17 protein-coding genes and 1 other RNA gene are annotated in these 19,317 nt (G+C 58.5%); 6 read left to right on the plus strand and 12 right to left on the minus strand.

Annotated features, from left to right (window positions below; translation table 11 throughout):
* Positions 1-104: 104 nt before the first annotated feature.
* The 6 genes from H8Z83_RS10980 to H8Z83_RS11005 form a co-directional block, all read right to left on the minus strand.
* Entirely contained in the window at positions 105-302 is a 198-nt protein-coding gene (locus H8Z83_RS10980) for a heavy-metal-associated domain-containing protein (protein ID WP_187015066.1), read from the minus strand.
* 29 nt (positions 303-331) lie between these two features.
* Positions 332-643, minus strand: coding sequence for a metal-sensing transcriptional repressor (locus H8Z83_RS10985; RefSeq protein WP_187015067.1), 312 nt, complete (start codon positions 641-643; stop codon positions 332-334).
* A 13-nt stretch (positions 644-656) separates the two neighbouring features.
* Entirely contained in the window at positions 657-2,909 is a 2,253-nt protein-coding gene (locus H8Z83_RS10990) for a heavy metal translocating P-type ATPase (protein WP_187015068.1), read from the minus strand.
* Between the two features lie 181 nt (positions 2,910-3,090).
* Positions 3,091-3,375, minus strand: coding sequence for a hypothetical protein (locus H8Z83_RS10995; RefSeq protein WP_187015069.1), 285 nt, complete (start codon positions 3,373-3,375; stop codon positions 3,091-3,093).
* Between the two features lie 21 nt (positions 3,376-3,396).
* Positions 3,397-4,764 carry a penicillin-binding transpeptidase domain-containing protein gene (locus H8Z83_RS11000; RefSeq protein WP_187015070.1) on the minus strand — a complete coding sequence of 456 codons (1,368 nt, stop codon included), beginning with the start codon at positions 4,762-4,764 and terminating at the stop codon, positions 3,397-3,399.
* Positions 4,751-6,544 carry an FtsW/RodA/SpoVE family cell cycle protein gene (locus H8Z83_RS11005; protein ID WP_187015071.1) on the minus strand — a complete coding sequence of 598 codons (1,794 nt, stop codon included), beginning with the start codon at positions 6,542-6,544 and terminating at the stop codon, positions 4,751-4,753. Before H8Z83_RS11005 ends, H8Z83_RS11000 begins: the two co-directional genes overlap by 14 nt.
* Positions 6,545-6,827: 283 nt before the next feature.
* On the opposite strand from H8Z83_RS11005, the gene H8Z83_RS11010 reads away from it, so the two are divergent.
* Positions 6,828-7,715, plus strand: coding sequence for a radical SAM protein (locus H8Z83_RS11010; RefSeq protein WP_187015072.1), 888 nt, complete (start codon positions 6,828-6,830; stop codon positions 7,713-7,715).
* A 207-nt stretch (positions 7,716-7,922) separates the two neighbouring features.
* On the opposite strand, the gene H8Z83_RS11015 is transcribed toward H8Z83_RS11010, so the two are convergent.
* Positions 7,923-10,619 (minus strand): transglycosylase domain-containing protein, encoded by a 2,697-nt coding sequence (locus tag H8Z83_RS11015; RefSeq protein ID WP_187015073.1) that lies wholly within the window; start codon positions 10,617-10,619, stop codon positions 7,923-7,925.
* Positions 10,620-10,916: 297 nt separating this feature from the next.
* Here H8Z83_RS11015 and H8Z83_RS11020 point away from each other — a divergent pair, with 297 nt between their 5' ends.
* From H8Z83_RS11020 to H8Z83_RS11040, 5 genes are all read left to right on the plus strand, one after another.
* A complete protein-coding gene (locus H8Z83_RS11020; protein WP_187015074.1) occupies positions 10,917-11,204 on the plus strand; it encodes a DUF1292 domain-containing protein in 288 nt (95 codons plus the stop codon).
* 43 nt (positions 11,205-11,247) lie between these two features.
* A non-coding RNA gene (gene ssrS, locus H8Z83_RS11025) (6S RNA) lies at positions 11,248-11,448 on the plus strand.
* A gap of 211 nt (positions 11,449-11,659) precedes the next feature.
* A complete protein-coding gene (locus tag H8Z83_RS11030; protein ID WP_187015075.1) occupies positions 11,660-13,222 on the plus strand; it encodes a peptidylprolyl isomerase in 1,563 nt (520 codons plus the stop codon).
* A 91-nt stretch (positions 13,223-13,313) separates the two neighbouring features.
* Positions 13,314-14,039 (plus strand): tRNA threonylcarbamoyladenosine dehydratase, encoded by a 726-nt coding sequence (locus H8Z83_RS11035; RefSeq protein ID WP_187015076.1) that lies wholly within the window; start codon positions 13,314-13,316, stop codon positions 14,037-14,039.
* Positions 14,040-14,045: 6 nt separating this feature from the next.
* The gene (locus H8Z83_RS11040) at positions 14,046-14,774 is read left to right on the plus strand and encodes a DUF554 domain-containing protein (protein WP_187015144.1); all 729 of its coding nucleotides are present in this window, start codon (positions 14,046-14,048) and stop codon (positions 14,772-14,774) included.
* A gap of 493 nt (positions 14,775-15,267) precedes the next feature.
* Here the strand turns inward: H8Z83_RS11040 and trxA are convergent, their stop codons facing one another.
* The 5 genes from trxA to H8Z83_RS11065 all read right to left on the minus strand — a co-directional run bounded on the left by trxA (position 15,268) and on the right by H8Z83_RS11065 (position 19,227).
* Entirely contained in the window at positions 15,268-15,588 is a 321-nt protein-coding gene (gene trxA, locus H8Z83_RS11045) for a thioredoxin (RefSeq protein ID WP_187015077.1), read from the minus strand.
* 184 nt (positions 15,589-15,772) lie between these two features.
* Positions 15,773-15,976: a ferredoxin-thioredoxin reductase catalytic domain-containing protein gene (locus H8Z83_RS11050; RefSeq protein WP_187015078.1), complete on the minus strand. Its 204-nt coding sequence runs from the start codon at positions 15,974-15,976 to the stop codon at positions 15,773-15,775.
* 291 nt (positions 15,977-16,267) lie between these two features.
* Positions 16,268-16,945, minus strand: coding sequence for a Crp/Fnr family transcriptional regulator (locus tag H8Z83_RS11055; RefSeq protein WP_243184944.1), 678 nt, complete (start codon positions 16,943-16,945; stop codon positions 16,268-16,270).
* On the minus strand, positions 16,917-17,690 hold the full coding sequence (locus H8Z83_RS11060; RefSeq protein WP_187015079.1) for a DUF134 domain-containing protein: 774 nt from the start codon (positions 17,688-17,690) through the stop codon (positions 16,917-16,919). The genes H8Z83_RS11055 and H8Z83_RS11060 overlap by 29 nt, the downstream gene beginning before the upstream one ends.
* Before the next feature lie 184 nt (positions 17,691-17,874).
* Complete coding sequence (locus H8Z83_RS11065; RefSeq protein ID WP_243184945.1) at positions 17,875-19,227, minus strand: MATE family efflux transporter; 1,353 nt, start codon at positions 19,225-19,227, stop codon at positions 17,875-17,877.
* Positions 19,228-19,317: the final 90 nt, after the last annotated feature.

Consider the following 19,317-nt stretch of genomic DNA (forward strand, 5'->3'; position numbering starts at 1 on the left):
CCAACCTCGATCCGCAAAAGTTACAATTTGTAACCGATTTTCTGTTAAAAAAGTACCGGTATCCGAAACCGGACACCGGCGCTTTTTCAGGTGTACGCTGCCTCTCAGCCCTGGACCTCCGGGGTGAAGCCCAGATCCTCCAGCTCGCTGACGGCGGTCTTGACGCAGTTCTCGCAGCCGTCGATGGTGACGTTCTTCGCCGCCAGATCCACCCGGAAGGTCAGTTCCGCGGCGGTGAGGGCGTTGGTGATGCGCTTCACACAGTTTTCGCACATCATGTCGGGTACTTTAATCGTTGTCATTTCAAATTCCTCCTTAAAATATTGGATGCTCATTTCATCATTTTCTGAATGGTGGCCACTAAATCGTCCACCACGTCCAGATCACCCTTTTGAATGTCCGTCACCACGCAGGTACGGATGTGCCGGGCCAGCAGTTCCCGGTTGAAAGCGTTCAGCGCCGACTGGATGGCGGAGACCTGGGTCAGGATATCCGTGCAGTAGGCGGAATTCTCCACCATCCCCCGGACGCCCCGCACCTGCCCCTCAATGCGGCTGAGCCGCTGCAACAGGGCTTCCTCCTCTGTCCGCTCCCGGACCTTCCGCCGCTGGGAACAGCAGCAGTTTTTTGTTTCCTCTGCCATTGCTTCCTCCTTTTTACAGCTTCACGGTGCCCAAACGCAGGGCGTTGCCCACCACGCACACGGAGCTCAGGGACATAGCGGCTCCCGCGAACATAGGGGAGAGCAGCGGCCCGCCCAAGGCGTACAGCAGTCCAGCGGCGATGGGGATACCGATGGTATTGTAGCAGAATGCCCAGAACAGATTTTGCTTGATGTCCCGCAGGGTCAGGGCTGACAGCCGCAGCGCCCGGGGCACATCCTCCAGATCCGAGCGCATCAGCACGATGTCGGCGGCTTCGATGGCAATGTCGCTTCCACTACCGATGGCACAGCCCACGGTGGCGGCGGTAAGGGCCGGGGCATCGTTGATGCCGTCCCCCACCATCATCACCTTGCGGCCTGCCGCCTCCAGCTTTTGCACGTGGACCGCTTTTTCCTCCGGCAGCACCTCCGGGATCACCTCGTCCACGCCCACAAGGGCGCCGATGTGCTCTGCGGCGGCGCGGCTGTCTCCCGTGAGCAGCACCACCCGAAGTCCCTGCTTGTGCAGAGCGGCAATGGCAGCTGCGCTGGTCTCCTTCACCGGGTCCGCCACGGAGATCAGTCCCAGCAGCGCCCCGTCAGCGGCGAAGAACATGGGCGTTTCCCCCTGTCCCGCCAAGGCGTCAGCCTTTTCGGAAAGGGCGGAGATGTCCACGCCGCTTTCCTCCATCAACCGGCGGTTGCCCGCCAGCACCGTCCGGCCGGAGAGGGTTGCCCGGAGGCCCCGTCCGGGGAGCAGTTCAAAATTCTCCGGCTGCTTGCCGGTAGATAGTTTTTTCTCCTGCGCCGCCTGTACGATGGCCGCCGCCAAAGGGTGCTGAGACACGGACTCCACTGCCGCCGCGATGGTCAGCAGCCCCTCCGCCGTGCCGCCTGCGGGACAGACCTCCGTAACGGCAGGCTCGCCCTTTGTCACGGTGCCGGTCTTGTCCAGCACCACGGTATCCACGGAGTGGGTCACCTCTAAAATTTCACCGGAGCGGATCAGGATGCCGTGCTTCGCACCCAGACCGGTGCCCACCATGATCGCCGTGGGCGTAGCCAGACCCAGCGCACAGGGGCAGGCGATCACCAGCACAGAGGTGAACACCCTCAGGACAAAGGCAAAGTCCTTCCCAGCAATGGCCCAGATCACCGCCGCCAGCACGGCGATGGCAATGACTGTTGGAACGAAAATCCCCGCCACCTTGTCCGCCGTCCGGGAGATGGGGGCCTTTTTGCCCTGAGCGTCCTCCACAAAGCGGATGATCCGGGAGAGGGTGGTGTCCTCCCCCACCCGTGTGACCTTCACATACAGCACGCCGTTTTCGTTGACGCTGCCACCGATGACCTCGCTGCCCTCCGCCTTTTCCACAGGCAGGCTTTCGCCGGTGAGCATGGCCTCGTTGACGCTGCTCTCGCCCTTGGTCACCACACCGTCCAGCGGGATCCGGGCGCCGGGCTTTACCAGCAGCACGTCCCCGGCCTTGACAGAGGACGTGGGTACCTCCTTGCCGCTGTCCGCTAAAAGGGCGGTGTCCGGCGTCAGCCGCATGAGGGCGGTGATGGCGCTCTTGGTCTTTTTCATGTTCCGGCTCTCCATGAACTTCCCCAGCGACACCAGCGTCAGCACCACGGCGGAGGATTCGTAGTAGAGATTATGCACATGGCCGTGAACATCATCGGTGATCAAAAACATCATCACCACACTGTATACAAAAGAGCAGGCGGAGCCGATGGCCACCAGCGAATCCATGTTGGGATTCCCGTGGAACAGTGCCTGAAAGCCGTTGATGAAAAAGTTCCGTCCGCAGTAGAGCACCGGAATCGCCAGCATAAGCTGTAAAACGGCGAAATTCATAGGATGAGTGTGCATGGAGAACAGATCCGGCAGCGGCAGGGCAGGCAGGCCGAAGGGCAGCATCTGCCCCATGGACACATACAGCAAGGCACAGGAAAAGATAGCCGAAACGATCAGTTCCCGCTTTTTTCGCCGCAGCTCCGCCTCCTCCGGGTCCTCGCCGGTCTGGACCGGAGCCGCTTCCTGCTTTTCCTGATGGAGCTTGGCCCCGAAGCCCGCCTTTTCCACCTTGGCGATGATCTGCTCCGGCGTCACCTGCGTTTCGTCATAAACGATGGTCATGCGCTCCGCCACCAGATTCACGTCGCTGCGCTCTACCCCCGGCAGCCGCCGGGTCACTTTTTCCACGGACGCACTGCATGCGGCGCAGTGCATCCCGGAAATGTCATATACTTCTTCCCGCATGGGGGTTCCTCCTTTGAGACGGTAAATTGCTTTCCTGTCGACCTTTCCCAAAACCGATATTCCTATTTCGTTTGCATCATATACCCCCATAGGGTATTTGTCAAGCAAAAAAACAACGCGGACAGGCAGACCCGTCCACGCCGTTTTCTGTTCCGTTTCCCCGCCTTGCTCCAAGCGCAGGTCACCCTTTGATGATGGTCATGACCGCCGGCAGCAGCATCAGGATCGCCAACGCGCCGGTGCCCCACACGATGTTGTAGCTGACGGAGTCCTTATCCTTTTCCCGGCAGTCCAGTGCGGAGAGGAAGGCGTATCCCGCCTCCAAGCCGAAGGCAAGCGCCGCAAACAGCGCAAGCCCCCGCCATTCCAGTGCGGACAGGGCAATATAGATGGCAAAGCCGATACCGCCGATGATGGCCCCGGTGTTCAGCTCCTTGCCGGGTTTCAGCCAGATGTCTTTTTTCATATCCTTGTTCCTTCTTTTTCTTTAGTATCTGTTGACGATCACGTTCAGCACCTTGCCGGCCACCGTTCCGGCCACGGCGTTTCCGCCGCCGCCGTTTTCCACCAGCACCACAAAGGCGTAGGGCGCATCCTCGTTCCGCAGAAAGCCCGCGAACCAAGCGTGAGGCGTCTGTCCCGTCCCCACCTCCGCCGTGCCGGACTTGGCGCACAGCTCCATGTTGGGAAAGCGCTTGGTGCCGTAGGTCTCTGTCACGTTATTGGCCATAAAATCCGCCACAGTAGCCGCCGTTTTACTATCGATCAGCCGCCCGGTGTGCCGAGTGATGTGAGGCAGAGAGGGAATTCCCAGTGAGGACACTGTTTTTTTGATTAGATACGGTTCCGCCGCCTTGCCGCCGTTGGCAATGGCCCCCATCCACAGCAGAAAGGCACAGGGGTTCACCTGATCGTGATATTGGCCCACACCGGCCCAGCCCAGCTGCCCGGCGGTGATGCCGTCCCAGTTGAACGTGCCCTTGGCGGTGGGCAGGCCGTCCACGGAATAGGCGCTGGTAAGTCCCGCCTTCTCTGTATACCGCCGCAGGGTATCCGCCCCCAGCTCCTCCGCGATCTGAGCGAAGGCCGCGTTGCAGGAGTGGGCGAAGGCCTCCTTCAGTGTCTGCTCCCCGTGGACGCCGGAGCAGGTGATGGTCTCGTCCCCGATCTGGACGCTGCCGGTGCAGTTCCATGTCCGGGTCTCCGCGTCCGGCAGGTTCTCCAGTGCCGCCGTCAGGGTCACGGTCTTGAACACAGACCCGGGCACAAAGGCGGAGGAGAGAAACCGGTTCAGGTACGCGCCCTTATAACGGTCATTCTCTTCCAGATCCTTGGGGACGTTCAAGGGGTCATAGCTGGGCGCCGACACCATGCACAAGATCTCACCGGTCTTGTAGTTATACACAGCCACCGTCCCGGCGTGGCCACCCAAAGCCCTGTACGCCTCGTAGTTATACCGGGCGTCCAGGGTCAGGTACAAATCGCTCCCCCGCTCCGCGCCGAATGCGCCGTTCACCAGATCAAAGCCGGTCAGCTTGTCGGCAAAGGCGTTGAGAACGCCGGTGCCGATCTTGCCGTACAGATCTCCCACCGCATGGAGGGTAGCCTTGCGGACGGTTTCATTTTCATAGTAGGTGCGGTGGCCGTTTTCCACGGAGGACAGCACATCCCCGTCCCGGTCCAGCACCGTGCCGGAGATCAGCACGCCGTTGGAATCGTACAGATGGCGGTTAAAGGCAGAGGAGGCCCACTTGCCGCCCTCGGCAAAATACCGGATGAGAAATACACTCATCCCCGCCGCCAGTAAAATCGCCAGTGCCATGCAGATCACGGCCCGTTTTTCAATCTTCCGCATGACCGTCCTCCTTTTCAAAGGCATCCTCTGCCGGTGCCGCCATACGGGCGGCTTCCTCGTCCAGCTTCCGCTCCGCCGCCCGGCCGATGGCAAAGCTGGCGTCCGCACGGGTGTCCATGGTCTTCAGATACGCCAGCAGTCCCCATGCCGACAGCATGGCGGAGCCGCCGTTGGACACGAAGGGGAAGGTCACGCCGGTGAGTGGCAGAAGATCCACGGAGCCGAACACATTCAGGCTGGTCTGAAACACCAGCAGGGAGCCTGCCGCGCAGGCGGCGATGGTATAAAAGCTGGATCGGCCAGTCCGGGAGGCGCGAACGGCGAACCATGCCAAGGTCAGGATGCAGGCCACCGCCAGCAGCGCGATAACCAGCCCCCATTCCTCGCATAACATGCCAAACACCAGATCCGTATCCCCGGCAGGGATACGCTCCAGCCAGCCGTTTCCGGCACCCATGCCGAACAGGCCGCCGGAGGCCGCCGCCGACATGGTGCGGGTCTGCTGATAGCCGGAGCCGGAGGCCGCCTCCCAGGCGTGGCCCCACGCGGCGAAGCGGCTCAGAATATAGGGCTTGAACTGTACGATGATCCCCGTGCCAAAGGCCGCGCCGCCGCAGATGAGGGCCAGAGTTGCGGCGTCCCCGGAGCGGAGATAGGCAATGACCAGGAAGGTCACAAAAAAGATGGCCGCCGTGCCGAAGTCGCTCATCAGCCCCAGCAGGCCGATGCACACGCCGGTGAGCACGATAAACAGTGCCAGATTCCGGCGGCGGAACAGCCGTTCCAGCGTGGCGGAGCCTGCAAAAATATAGCAGATCTTGGCGATCTCCGAGGGCTGGAAGGATATACCGCCCAAGGTGACCCAGTTGGTGGCGCCGAATTTAGCCTTGCCCAGCACCAGCGTAATCCCCAACAGGCCGATGGCCCCGGCAGCCATGAGCCAGCGGCGCTTTTCCACCCGTTCCAGATCCCGCAGGAATAGACCCAGCGCCAAAAACAGGCCCATGCCCAGAACGATGGCCAAAAGCTGCTTGGGAAGGCTTCCCGGTGCGCTGGAAGCTGTCACCGCAAGGGATAACGTCGAAAGATAAAAGGCGATGGTCTCCAACTCAAAGCCCACGCAGCGGCCCAGCCGCAGCGCGGCGGCGTAGAGCCACATAACCGCCGTGAGGATCAGGAAGCAGATGGGGATCACCGGGCTGGCCTTCTCCCCCGCCGCCAATGTTAACTGAATGGCGGTCAAAATCTGAAATACCGTCAGCCACAAAAAAGAGGGCCACATGGCGGCGGGCCGCTCCGCCTGCCGCTTCTTTTCCAGTTCTTCCCGCTCCCCCACGGTCTGGGGCAGGAACACCAGCGGTACGCCGCCCAGTGTAATCGTATCCCCCAGCTTCACCGGGGCCTGCTCTGTCACAGGGGTCCCGTTGACGGCGGTGCCGCCCTTGGAGCCAAGATCATACACCGTCCAAGCTCCGTCCTCACCACGGCACAGCGCCGCGTGCTGCCGGGAGATGCTGGGATAGTTCAGAATCGCATCGGCGGATTTACCCCGCCCCAGAATATTTTCCCAGTGGGTCAGGGGGATACTGCCGCCGCCGGGCAGGCTCAACTGGGCCCAGACCTCCGGCGTGTGGGGGATTCGCAGCAGGGACCGGATGGCCCGCACCAGGATCAGCGCCGAAAGCACCGGAAACAGCAGCCGTGCAATGGCCGTGTACCAGCCGGTAATCAGAGGATGGGCACTCAGCCACAGGGACAGCGCAGAAAACAGTTCCTGCATCCCATTCCCTCCTTTCCGAAAAAACAGCTTCAGACCGAACCGGCGGAGTCTGTCTCCGTCAGCCGGAAATCAGGGTTATTATAGCATTATCCCAATAGCCTGTACACCCTTGCCGACGGAAAAACACAGTCTTTTATTCTTTTTTCTGTTTTTCACTTGACCGTTTGTTAAAAATAGATTAAAATAATTATCCGTATGTACGAATATATGTCTACTCAGGGCGGGGACCGTTGTTTCCCGCCTTGATCTACCATCTATAAATAGGAAAGGCCGATCGATCATCATGAATCATCCATACAAAACAAGGGAAGGCGGCGCTACCGTCACCATCTTTGTCCCCTACGACTGCAAAAACCACTGCCCTTTCTGTATCAATAAGGAAGAATACGGGGATATGACCGGCTTCTCTCTGGAGAAGATCGTCCAGAGCATCCGCCGGATGGATGCCATCACCCCCAAATGCGATTTCGTCTTTACCGGCGGCGAGCCCTTTGCCGACATTGAAAAGCTCCAGATCATGCTGGATGAGATCCCCACCACCCACCGGGTGTTCATCAACACCACTCTGCCCGTCTCCAAATGTCAGACGGAGGAGGACATTCTGGCCTTCGCGGAGCGGAATAAGCACAAGATCACCTGCATCAATGTATCCCGCCACATGCAGCACTATGTGGTGGAGTCCAATGACTCGCTGCTGACCCGGCTGCCGGTACCCTTCCGGATCAACTGCGTTCTCTACAAGGATTATCCCAAGGAGAACCTGATCCCCTTCATTGAGCGCTTCCGCAAGCTTCCCGGCGCCAACATCCAGTTCCGCTTTGACTACACTGCCACCACTCCCGAAAACCTCTACGAGCCGGACAAGATCCTGCACGATCTGAAGGAGATCGCGGAATACACCGGTCTGGACGGCTGCCGGATGCGCTGCGGCTTCCACTTCGACTACAAGGGCATGGAGCTGACCTATCACAAGACCCTGCCCTACTCCACCATCGTGGAGACCGATCCCGCTGACGGCGTTACCTATGATATTCTCTATGACATCCTCATCAAGCAGACCGGCGAGATCCATTCCGACTGGACCGGCGTGGTGATGGACGTCCCCGCCTATGAGAAGGTTGTCTTTGAGCCCTATGACCTGAAATGGCTGGAGGGCGGCCCCCGCAAATAAGCTGACAACCCCCAGAAGCAATGCTTCTGGGGGTCTTTTTTTCTCCCAATTCAGTTTTGTGCTCCCAGCAATCCCGTCCTCTTGTTTTTCAGAGGATCTGAAAGAGAAACCCAAAGCGACACCGCATATCGGTTCTTCAAGCAGCACCCCCAGACCGGAGTCTCCGGTCTGGGGGTGTATCAGCTATATGATCTTGCGCGCTCTGTCTCAGTTCCGATTGAACAGATTGGCCGCCCACATACCGGCATCGCCGAAGCCGCCGCTGGGGTCCTCTGGGGCCGGAGGCTCCGACGGGATCACGATGCCGCCGGTTGGATCGTCAGGCAGGTTCGCGTCCCCGAAGCCGCCGCTGGGATCGTCGACCGACGGGCTGTAGTTGGGATCATTGGGATCATCAACGCCACCGCCGGGGTGATCCGGGTCCACCGGCGTCATGCCGGCATGGGCCGGACAGCCGATGACCTCCGGGTAGGTCTCTCCGCCACTTGCCGTAGGCGTGGGCTCCAGACCGATGGCCCGCTTCATCTCGATCAGATGGAACATCTTGTCCGGGTTCTTGGCACTGTCGGTGGCAATGGAGGCGTAGCGGGTGCCGTCCGCCTTGAAATACTCGGTCCGTTCAAAGTCCAGCACACCCACCTGCTTAATTGCAGAGGAGGGACAGTTATCGGTGGCAACGCACTTACCCTCGGTGCAGTAATCCACAAAGGTGTGGAGATTGCAGTTCTCCGTGGGAGCCGTGCCTGCCGCCACCGTGACCTGAACCGCCCGGCTGCCCCGGATGTCAGAACGGCAAGCGTCGGTGCACAGCAGGCCGCTGTCGGCGCAGACCGTCACCTGCTCCAGGCCGCTGGCAGGCTTTGCAAAGCTCTTATTCTCCAGATGCTCGTGGATCTTCTGCATGACCGGCTTCCACATGGTAATGGCCGGGTTGCCGGAGGCGGAGATCTTCTCATTGGTCTTGGGATAGCCCGTCCACACGGCGGCGCAGTAATAGGGGGTATATCCCACGAAATAGCGGGTCTTGGAGTTATCCGTGGTACCGGTCTTGCCCGCGATGGTCATGCCGCTGAACTTGGCGGAGGTACCGGTACCGGCGTTCACCACGCTGGTAAGCATCTGGTTCATGAAGTAGGCCGTGGTCTCCTTCATGGCCACATGGGTCTCGCCCTCGTTTTTCAGCACGGTCTCACCGTTGCTGTCCCGGACCTCGGTATACATCTTGGGGGAGTTGTAAACGCCGCTGTTGGCAAAGGCAGAGAAGGCCGCCGCCATCTCCACAGTGCTCAGGCCATAGGTCAGACCGCCCATGGCCAGCGGGGAAACGGCCATATCCTCCGGCACCAGGCTGAGGCCCAGCTTCTCCGTGGCGTAAGCGTAGGACTCCGCCACGCCCAGCGCCTCCACGGTCTGAACGGCGATGGTGTTGATGGAACGCCGGACGCCCTCGCCGATCATGGTCCAGCCGGTGTAGGTATTGGGGGAGTTCTTAGGCCAGGGAGAATTGTTCATAAGCTCTACGGGGTAGTTATCAAAGGTGGTGGCCGGTGTCACAGCACCGGCGTCCAGAGCTGCGGAATACACCGTCAGCGGCTTGATAGAAGAACCAACCTGATGCTTCTGGACCGCATAGTTGTCCACCAGATTCTGGGTCTTGGGGCCCATGGCGCCCACCATGCCCACGATGTTGCCGGTATAGGGGTCCATGATGGTGATACCGGATTGCAGCTGGTGGCCCTTGGCAGAGTGTACATTCAAATTGCTCAGATCTGCGTAGACATCCTCCGCGATCTTCTGGATATCCGGGTCCATGGTGCAATAGATCTGATAGCCGCTGTTGTTCACCAGCCGCTGGGCCGCTTCATAAGAAATGCTCTTGGCCTGGGCCAGATCTGTGGTCACGTCCTTGATGAGCTGCTCCACGAACCAGTTGTTGATCTCGATACCGTCGGTCTTGACCAGCTCGCTGGCGTCTCCGGAGGTATCTGTGAAGTTCAAAGGCTCCGCCTTGGCGGCTTCGCACTCCTCTTTTGTCAGATAGGGCTTGCCGGTATCGGGATTGATGACCTTAGACATCTTGTCCAGGATCAGTTCCTGGCGCTTCTTGTTCAACTGCCGGGGAGTGACGGTGGTGCCGTCCTTCCGGGTGTAGGTCCGTTCATACTTGGGGTTGTAGAGGGACGGGTTGTTGGTGATAGCGATGATACAGGCGCTCTCCGCCGCCGTCAGGTCCTTGGCTGACTTGCCGAAGTAGTATTCCGCTGCCGTTTCCACGCCGCCGCAGCCGCTGCCCAAATAGATCATATTCAGGTACAGCTCCAGAATCTGGCTTTTCGTGTTGTTCTTTTCAAATTCCAACGCCCGGAAGATCTCCTTGACCTTGCGGTTGATGGTGTTCTGATTCTCGCCGGTCATGTTTTTCAGCATCTGCTGGGTGATGGTGGAGCCGCCGTAGCTGTCGTTGCTGCCGGTGAGGGTCAGCAGCGTAGCGCCCAGGGTCCGCTTCCAGTCCACGCCGTGATGGCTGAAAAAGCGCTCGTCCTCAATGGACACCGCCGCCTGCCACAGGTAGGGGGACATATCGTCGATGTCGATCAGGACACGGTTCTCCTGCCCGTGGACCTTCTGGAACTCCACCCACTGACCGCTCTCCTTGTCCTGATAATAGACCACGGAGCTCTGGGACATGGTGTAGTCCTCCGCCCGGACCTCCAGCGTCGGCAGCAGAGATGTATTCACATACTTCATGAAAATTCCCAGCAGCATGAGCGTTGTGCAGACGCCGATCAGGACCAGGGTAAAGACCGTCATCACAACGCCGCCCGCCACATGACCGGGCCGGACCTTCCGCCGTTTGCGGGAATGATCCGCCCCCTGGGGATGCGTGTTTCTTCTTTCCTCCAACTTGGAACCTCCTTTTGTGATCCACAAGGCGGTTTCCCTTCAGGAAACCAACCCACAATACACCATTATCAAGTCCATTATATCATCCCCTGTCAACTGCGAAAATGTCGGATTCAACCGGTGAAAAGTTTCCGCTTCCATAGATTTTACCAAATTTTTCCGAAAATTTCTGTCACATAACTTTCGTACTTCGCTGCTTTTTCACGGTTTTCGCTCTTGCAATCATCGTTTTCTTCCGTTACAATAAGGGCAATCCTTCCCCGGAGGGACAGACAACACGAGAAAGGGTATACAAAGATGAGTGAAGATTTCGGCCCCACCTTTATTACCGTGACCGACGAGGACGGAAAAGAGCTGGTTTTGGAATTTGTAGACGCTCTGGAGTATAACGGCCAGATGTATCAGGCCTTCTTCCCCGCCGAGACCGAGGGGGAAAACGAGGATGATCCCGACAACGGTCTGGTGATCCTGAAGGTCATCCACGAGGATGGCGAGGATCTGCTCTCCACGCTGGACTCCGACGAGGAGCTGGAGGCGGTCTACGAGCAGTTCATGGAGCTGCTGTTTGACGAGGACGAGGAATAATTCCTCCGTTTCCACGCAGACTTTTAAGGAATACGTCATTCCGCGTGTCCTGCGGGGTGCGTGATAGATCTTTTTTTAACCCACATTTCGTTATTAGGGATGCACCTCTCAGGGTGTGGATCGCAGGCCTCCCGGCTGCCGTTCGCGGTTGGAAGTTGGAAGCGGTAAAGCATTCTGGAAGCAACCCACCTGTGCTTGAAGGTGCAGGTTATAACGAGGTCTACACGGCCGCCGCGGGACAGCTTTATACGACAAAAAGGACTGCTTTGCAGTCCTTTTTTCAGTTTATTTTCAGATATGTGTCATACAATAAGCGCAGTTTTGCCCCGGATGGCATCAAACGCGATCTGGTACTTGCATATCGCGGCGCAATCCTTTATAATGACGGGGTATGTGACAAATCATGCGGCGCTGTGCCGCGCAACAACGTTTAAACTTGAGAGGATGGACAACAAATGAGCGCATCAAGAGAAAAAAAGCTCCGGCAGGATCAGACGGCCTCCGGCTATGTGGATCCCAAGGCAGAAAAGGAGCTGGAAGAAAAGAAGGCTGAAAAGCGCAGCAACGTTCTGTACAGCGTCATCGCCGTACTGTTCGTGCTGGTGGTGGCAGCCAGCTTCCTCTGGAGATCCAATGTGATCTCCCGCAACGCCACGGCCCTGACCATTGACGGCGAAACCTACAGTGCCGCCGAGGTGAATTTCTATTATCAGAATGTTTACCGCGGCTTCCTGCAGAGCAATTCCTACTTCATCAGCTATCTGGGCCTGGACACCAACGCCTCCCTGAAGAGCCAGACGGTGAACGCCACCGCCGCTTCCATGATGGGCGTAGAGGAAGGTTCCTCTTGGCATGATTATATCATGGACAACACTGTCAAGCAGATGACCATGGTCCAGCGGGGTCTGAAGCAGGCACAGGAGGAAGGCTATCAGTTCCCCGCCAGCGTGCAGGAGCAGTATGAGGACTCCCTGAATTCCCTGAAGACCTCTGCGGAATCCACCGGCATGTCCGTGAAGGCATATCTCCAGAGAAATCTGGGTGCCATCATGACGGAGAAGGTCTACAACCAGCAGGTCCTGCGGATGCTGCAGTATCAGGCATACGCCCAGAGCTATTCCGACAGCCTGACCTACACCGACGCGGAGCTGGAAGCCGCCTATCAGGCAGATCCCAAGACCTATGACAAGGCCGCCTGGGAGTATGTGGTCGTCAGCGGCGCTGCCGATTCCACCACGGATGCCGACGGCAACACCGTTCAGGCCACCGATGAGGAGCAGGCTGCTGCCAAGGAGACCGCCAAGGCCACCGCAGAAGAGATCCTGGCCGCTTACAACAGCGGAAAGTCTCTGGAATCCATTGCCGGCAATTATGAAAAGGCCACCTATTACAACACCACCGACGCCACTTATTATGACGGCGTTGTGGGTAACTGGCTCTTTGACGATGCCCGCAAGGACGGTGACACGGAGATTCTGGAAGTTGGAACCAACTATTACGTCGGTCTGTTCCACAGCCGCGGCCGCGAGGAATACAAGACCGTGGACATCCGTCACATCCTCATCACCCCCGAAACCGGCACCAAGGCTCAGGGCGACGAGGGCTATGAGGACGAGCAGACCCAGCTGAAGGCCGCCGCCCGCACCAAGGCCGAGGAAATTCTGGCCCAGTGGAAGTCCGGCGAGGCCACCGAGGATTCCTTCGCCCAGCTGGCTCTGGAAAATTCCGCTGACGGCTCCAAGTATGACGGCGGTCTCTACACCCGGGTCACCAAGGGCTGGGCCGTGGAGGAGTTCAATGACTGGTGCTTCGACGCTTCCCGCAAGGATGGTGACACCGGTATCGTGGACACCACCTACGGTTCTCATGTGATGTACTTCGTTGGCTACGATCTGCCTGCCTGGGCGGCATCTGTCACCTCCGATCTGCAGGAGAAGGCCGCTTCCGAGTGGAGCACCGCCCTGTCTGAAAACGCCGATGTGCAGCAGAGCGACTTCGGCATGAAGTTTGTGGGTTAAAACTCAGTCATCGGCCCACTATTCCCGAAACAAAGGGTCGGCTTTTCAGCCGGCCCTTTTTGATCTTTACTTTTGAAATTCGGAGCGTTTTATGGACGAGCGTTTTTTGCGAAATGAAATGTTGTGGGGCAAGGATGGACAGGCCCGCCTGACCGCCGCCCACGTCATCGTGTTCGGACTGGGCGGCGTGGGCAGCTACGTGGCAGAGTGTCTGGCCCGGGCCGGTGTGGGCGAGCTGACGCTGGTGGACAGCGACACTGTGGCTCTCTCCAATCTGAACCGTCAGCTGGAGGCGCTGGACTCCACCGTGGGGCTTCCCAAGGCAGAGGCCGTGGCCCGGCGGGTCCGGGATATCAACCCCTATGCGGTCCTGCATCCCATGGAGGCCCTGTACAATGCCGACAACCGGGAACAGTTCTTCCCTGCAGGCTGCAGGTATGACTATATTGTGGACGCCATTGATCTGGTAAGCTGCAAGCTGGATCTGGCGGAGACCGCCCGGCGGCTGGGCGTCCCCCTCATCATGGCATTGGGTACCGGCAACAAGCTTGACCCCTCTCTGCTGCGGCTGGCGGATATTTCAGAGACCTACGGCTGCCCGCTGGCCCGGGTCATGCGGAAGGAGCTGCGGAACCGGGGCATCCTCCACCAGACGGTGGTCTTTTCCCCGGAACAGCCTGCGCCTACCCAGCAGCTGGAGGCTCCCCCGCCGGGACGGCGGAGCGTTCCCGCCAGTAACCCTTGGGTTCCCGCCACTGCCGGACTGCTGATGGGAAGCAAGGTAGTCCGTGACCTTATCGCCCAAAAGGAGGCGTAATGTATGCTGACCGGAACGATCATCAACTCTCTGACTATTCTGGCCGGGTCCGCTGTGGGGCTCGTCCTCCGGGCCGTCACCCGCCGTTCCTCTAAGGAGGTCTCCGCCGACGGTCTCGGCGGTCGGCTCCAGACCATCATCATGCAGGGCATGGCCTTGTGCGTTCTGTATATCGGCGTCAGCGGATGTCTCAAGGGGCAGAACACCCTGACCGCCATCCTCTCCATCGCTCTGGGCGCCATTATCGGAGAGCTGCTGGATCTGGACCGCCGGATGCGGTCCCTGGGGGATTGGGTCCAGACCCGGACCGCCCGGCTGATCCACACGGAGGATGGCGCGCCCAGCATATCTGACGGGTTCGTCACCGCTTCCCTGCTGTTCTGCGTGGGGGCCATGGCCATCGTAGGCGCTCTGGAAAACGGCCTTACCGGAAGCTATGACACTCTGAAAGCCAAATCTATCATCGACGGTATCAGCTCCATCGTGTTCGCCTCCTCCTTGGGAGTCGGCGTGGCGTTTTCCGCCGGGGCCATTTTTCTCTATCAGGGGGCCATTTCCCTTTTGGCGGGGCTGCTGTCCCCCCTGCTGGGGGACGCCGTAATCGCGGAGATGACCTGTGTCGGCTCTCTGCTGATCGTGGCCCTGAGTCTGAATATGCTGAACGTCACCAAAATCAAGGTCATGAACCTTGTCCCGGCTATCTTTCTGCCGATTTTGCTGTGCCGGTTTATGTAAACCTCGTGCAAAAGGGACGCCATCTTTGCAGATGGCGTCCCCCAGCGTGTCGAAAAAGTCTTTTCTCCCCGCTGAGCCAGTTTTTAGAACTTTATAAATGTTCTGAAAACTTAGGATTTCAATGGCGCAGGGAAATAGGCGAAGCGCCGCCGGTGGCGGATCAAGCGAGCTTGTTTCGAGGAAGGCTCCCAAACAGCGGATACGCAGTATCCGCTGTTTGGTCTGAGCCGACGGTGTATCCCTTCTTGGGTTATCTCCGCGCTAAGAGCCGCCTTGCGGCGGTTGCGCTCCGAAACACGCCTGCGGGCGTAGTCCCGCGCACACTCTTCACCCGCAAGGGGTATGCAGCATCCGTAAAGCGGCGGAGCCGCTAACGGCTGCCCTACCTTACCGTCGCGGAGAATTTACCACTTTATCGACAGTCTCAGGGACGCCATCTTTGCAGATGGCGTCCCCTTTCATATTCACTTTTGCGTTTCGCCTGTCACGGTCCTTATTTTGCGCTTTCCACCATGGCGGTGATCTCCGCCTTGGGCCGGTAGCCCACGGATTTGGCCACGGCCTTGCCGTCCTTAAAGACCACCAGCATGGGGATGCTGGAGACCTGAAAGCGCATGGCCAGCTCCATCTGCTCGTCCACATTGATCTTGCCCACCTTGAGGGTTCCGGCGTTTTCCTCAGCGATCTCGTGGACCACTGGAGCGAGCATCTTGCAGGGTCCGCACCAGTCGGCGTAGAAGTCCAGCAGGACGGGCTTATCGGAATTCAGTACCTCGTTTTCAAAATTCGCAGCAGTAATTTTCAGTTCAGCCATAAGAAAGGCTCCTTTCATTTGTATATCATCAGTCTTTGTTTTTCAGCTTGCAAATACTCTGGTGTATAGTCTCCGCGGGATAGAAGGCGCACTGCGTCCGTGGCTTGTCAAGTACCATGGTGATGAGCAGCGAAGTCAGCATGAGGCTGTAAGGCCGAGGGCGAAGCAGAGGATGGGTCCCCTCTCAGTCCTTCAAAGATTTGTAATAGAGCATACAGTGGCAGTAGCCCTCGAAATCAGGGTCGGCGATCTGGTCCTTAAACTCCTGACACATGCACCTGGTAGCCTCCGTGCGCTCCAGACGGCAGGGGCAGTACCCACCGGTACGCTTCAGGCCCTCGCGGATGGTGTTGACGACCTCCTGATCGGAATTGAGCTTGATTTTCATGTCAGTTCCCGCTTTCCTCGTTTTTTGTTATGGCCTTATCATAGTAGGTTTCGTCCTGCCTTTCTGTAACAAAGTCACATTCATGAAAAAATCCGACGCTTTTTCAGCGTCGGATTTCAGCGTGTCGAAAAAGTCTTTTCGACACGCTGAGCAAGTTTTCAGAACTTTATAAATGTTCTGAAAACTTAGGATTTTAATGGTGCGGGACACCCTTCTTGGGTTTCCCGCACACACCCTTCCTTACCGTTGCGGAGAATTTACCACTTTATCGACAGTCTCTTACTATATCAGCTACTTCAGGCTGTCAAAGTCCCGCAAGGTGATGGCGCCGCGCTTGAGCTCCACAAGGCCCTCCTCCGAGAACTGCTTGAGCATCCGCGCCACGGCCTCCCGCGCGGAGCTGATGTGCTGGGCGATCTGTTCATGAGTCATGCGGATTGTATCAGAGCCGGTGCGCTCCGCTTCGGACAGGAGAAAGCCCGCCAGCCGCCGGTCAAGGCCCTTGAACAAAAGCTGCTGCATGGCCCACATGACGTCGGAAAACCGTGCCGTGGCCAGCTCATAGAGGCAGCAGCGCACAGCCAAATTCTGCTCCTTGAGCATGGCAACGATATTTGCGGGGATAATGAGGACCTCGGTATCCCGCTGGGCAGTCATCTGGGTGTCAAAGGTGATCTGGCTGATGACGCAGGAGGCCGACAGCACGCACAGATCGCCTGCATACAGCCGGAACAGTGTCACCTCCCGCCCCTCGTCGGAGAGGAGATAGGTGCGGAGCTCTCCGGAGAGTACCAGCACCAGACCGAGACATTCGCTGCCGCCGTCATGGATGAGCGCCCCCTTTTCATAGCGGCGCGTCACCGCACTGCGCTGCACCGTTTCCCGCTCCCGCTCGGTCAGATCCTTCCAAAACGGAAGCTGCACCAGCCGATCCTCCATATCAGTGGCAGCCGTGATGGCCGCAGCCATGCTCACCGCAGGTGTGGCCGCCCTCGCCGTGGGCATGGTCGTGATGATCACAGCGGACGTTGGGATCGTATGCAAGCGCGCTTGCCAGCAGGGCGTTCACCGCCGCGTCCGCCTCGCCGCTGACGCCGCCGTAGAGCTTGATACCGGCCTCCGCCAGTGCCATCTGCGCACCGCCGCCGATACCGCCGCAAATCAGGGTATCCACGCCCCGCTGCATCAGGAAGCCAGCCAGCGCGCCGTGGCCGCTGCCGTTGGTGTCCACCACTTCCTCCCGGACGATCTTGCCGTCCGCCACTTCATAGAGCTTGAACTGCTCCGTGTGGCCGAAGTGCTGGAAAATTTGACCGTTTTCATAGGTAACTGCGATTTTCATATCAGGTTCTCCTTTTTGTTTGTGATCGGATTCGTTGAATGTCCACATCCGGCAGCTGCGGCCGCAGTGCGGATGCTCCTCCCCGCCGCAGATGCGGTAATTCCCGCCGGTGATGCGCAGCGGCTTTCCGTGGACAAGACACGCCGCGATCTTCTGCCGCGCGCTTTCGTAGATTTCCTGTACGGTGGAACGGGAAATGTCCATCTGGGCGGCACACTGCTCATGGGTGCGCTGTTCCAGATCCACCAGCCGGATGACCTCGTATTCGTCCAGCGTCAGCAGGATCGGCGTTCCGCTCCCTCCCCCGTTCGGGCAGAAGGTATCGATCTGCGGTTTGCCGCAGATCCTTCGGCATCGCGGTGGTCTCGGCATTCATACGCCCCCTTCGTTTTCGGTATATGCCGATTATAAATCAGTTTTTTGGAAAAGTCAATCGCTTTCTGCCGCTGCGCGGTCTTGATGCCGCAGAACAGCTGCGAGGGCCTCTCTCCATAGAAAAATACCGCTGTACAGCTTACGTACAGCGGTATCCGATCCCAAAAGTTTCGATTACAGTTTATTTTTGCGGCTGCGACAATTTTTTCAGCACCCAGATCTGAATGGGAACGGAGCAGAGAAAGGTCAGCAGGTCCGCCACCATCTGAGCCATCTGGATACCGGGCAGGCCCAGCGTCAGGGCCAGGATCCACACGGTAGGAATAAAGAACAGCCCCTGCCGGGCCACCGCCATAAAGGTGGCCGGCACCGTCAGTCCCATGGTCTGCTGACACATATTGCCCATGACCACCCAGCTTTGCAGGCAGAAGGTCACGCACTGGAACCGCAGAGCCGCCGTACCGATGGCGATGACCTCCGGATCGTCCCGGAAGATGGATACAAGCTGCGGTGCCCAGGCAAAGCCCGCCGCGCTGACAGCCAGCAGCAGCACGAACGTCACCTTGACGCTGAACCAGAAGCCCTCCTTCACCCGGTGGTACAGGCCGGCGCCGTAGTTGAAGCCGCACACCGGCTGAAAACCCTGACCGAAGCCGATCATGGCGGAGCCGCCGAACATCATGATCCGCTGCACCACACCCATAGCGGCGATGGCGGCGTCTCCATAGGTCCGGGCCGCCTGATTGAGGCAGATGGTAGCTACGCTTGCAAGCCCCTGTCGGGCCAGAGACGGCAGACCGCCCTTGAAGATCCACAGATAATAATAGGGCTTCAGTTTCACATGAGAAAGGTGGAGTTTGAGGTTGCCGCCCTTGGTGCAGCCGACCAGCAGCAGGCAGAAGCTGACGAACTGGCTGATGATGGTGGCCCAAGCAGCGCCGGCGATTCCCAGATCCAGCACAAAGATCAGCAGAGGGTCCAGTCCGATGTTCAGCACCGCACCGCTGGTGATGCCCACCATGGCGTAAGCGGCGCTGCCCTGAAAACGAAGCTGGTTATTCAGCACCAGCGATGAGGTCATCCACGGCGCGCCCAGCAGGATCACGCTGAGGTACGCTTTGGTATAGGGCAGAATGGTGTCCGTGGAGCCAAGCAGGTAGGCCAGAGGTTCCAGAAACAGCAGTCCCAGCACGCAGATCAATACACCGGTAGCCAGAGCGCTGAAGAAACCTGTGGAGGCCATTTCCGACGCCTCCTGATAGTTTTTGTGGCCGATCTCCCGGGAGATGAAATTACCGCTGCCCTGACCGAAGAAAAAGCCGATGGCCTGAATAATGGCCATCAGGGAAAATACCACGCCCACCGCGCCGGTGGCGGCGTTGCTCTTCAGCATTCCTACAAAAAACGTGTCCGCCATGTTGTAAAAGGCAGTCACCAGCATACTGACCACGCAGGGCAGCGCCATGCGTGGGATCAGCCGGCTCACCGGTGTTTCCGTCATCAGTTGATACTTCTTTTGCTGTTGATCTTCCAAAAAAGTCCCCCCTGTGCAGATATGGCTGTCATTTTTGTGGATTGTAACATATTTTTCGAAAAAAGAAAAGAAAAACGTAAAATTTTTCCG

Origin of the sequence: Dysosmobacter segnis, from assembly GCF_014297285.1 — a bacterium.
Lineage (GTDB): Bacteria > Bacillota > Clostridia > Oscillospirales > Oscillospiraceae > Oscillibacter > Oscillibacter segnis.

Coding starts and splice junctions, on each gene's coding strand:
- H8Z83_RS11005 (WP_187015071.1), bottom strand. CDS start 6,544: ATGCAGGAACTGTTTTCTGCGCTGTCCCTGTGGCTGAGTGCCCATCCT.
- trxA (WP_187015077.1), bottom strand. CDS start 15,588: ATGGCTGAACTGAAAATTACTGCTGCGAATTTTGAAAACGAGGTACTG.
- H8Z83_RS11050 (WP_187015078.1), bottom strand. CDS start 15,976: ATGAAAATCAAGCTCAATTCCGATCAGGAGGTCGTCAACACCATCCGC.
- H8Z83_RS10990 (WP_187015068.1), bottom strand. CDS start 2,909: ATGCGGGAAGAAGTATATGACATTTCCGGGATGCACTGCGCCGCATGC.
- H8Z83_RS10995 (WP_187015069.1), bottom strand. CDS start 3,375: ATGAAAAAAGACATCTGGCTGAAACCCGGCAAGGAGCTGAACACCGGG.
- H8Z83_RS10980 (WP_187015066.1), bottom strand. CDS start 302: ATGACAACGATTAAAGTACCCGACATGATGTGCGAAAACTGTGTGAAG.
- H8Z83_RS11035 (WP_187015076.1), top strand. CDS start 13,314: ATGGACGAGCGTTTTTTGCGAAATGAAATGTTGTGGGGCAAGGATGGA.
- H8Z83_RS11020 (WP_187015074.1), top strand. CDS start 10,917: ATGAGTGAAGATTTCGGCCCCACCTTTATTACCGTGACCGACGAGGAC.
- H8Z83_RS11000 (WP_187015070.1), bottom strand. CDS start 4,764: ATGCGGAAGATTGAAAAACGGGCCGTGATCTGCATGGCACTGGCGATT.
- H8Z83_RS10985 (WP_187015067.1), bottom strand. CDS start 643: ATGGCAGAGGAAACAAAAAACTGCTGCTGTTCCCAGCGGCGGAAGGTC.
- H8Z83_RS11060 (WP_187015079.1), bottom strand. CDS start 17,690: ATGCCGAGACCACCGCGATGCCGAAGGATCTGCGGCAAACCGCAGATC.
- H8Z83_RS11055 (WP_243184944.1), bottom strand. CDS start 16,945: ATGGCTGCGGCCATCACGGCTGCCACTGATATGGAGGATCGGCTGGTG.
- H8Z83_RS11010 (WP_187015072.1), top strand. CDS start 6,828: ATGAATCATCCATACAAAACAAGGGAAGGCGGCGCTACCGTCACCATC.
- H8Z83_RS11030 (WP_187015075.1), top strand. CDS start 11,660: ATGAGCGCATCAAGAGAAAAAAAGCTCCGGCAGGATCAGACGGCCTCC.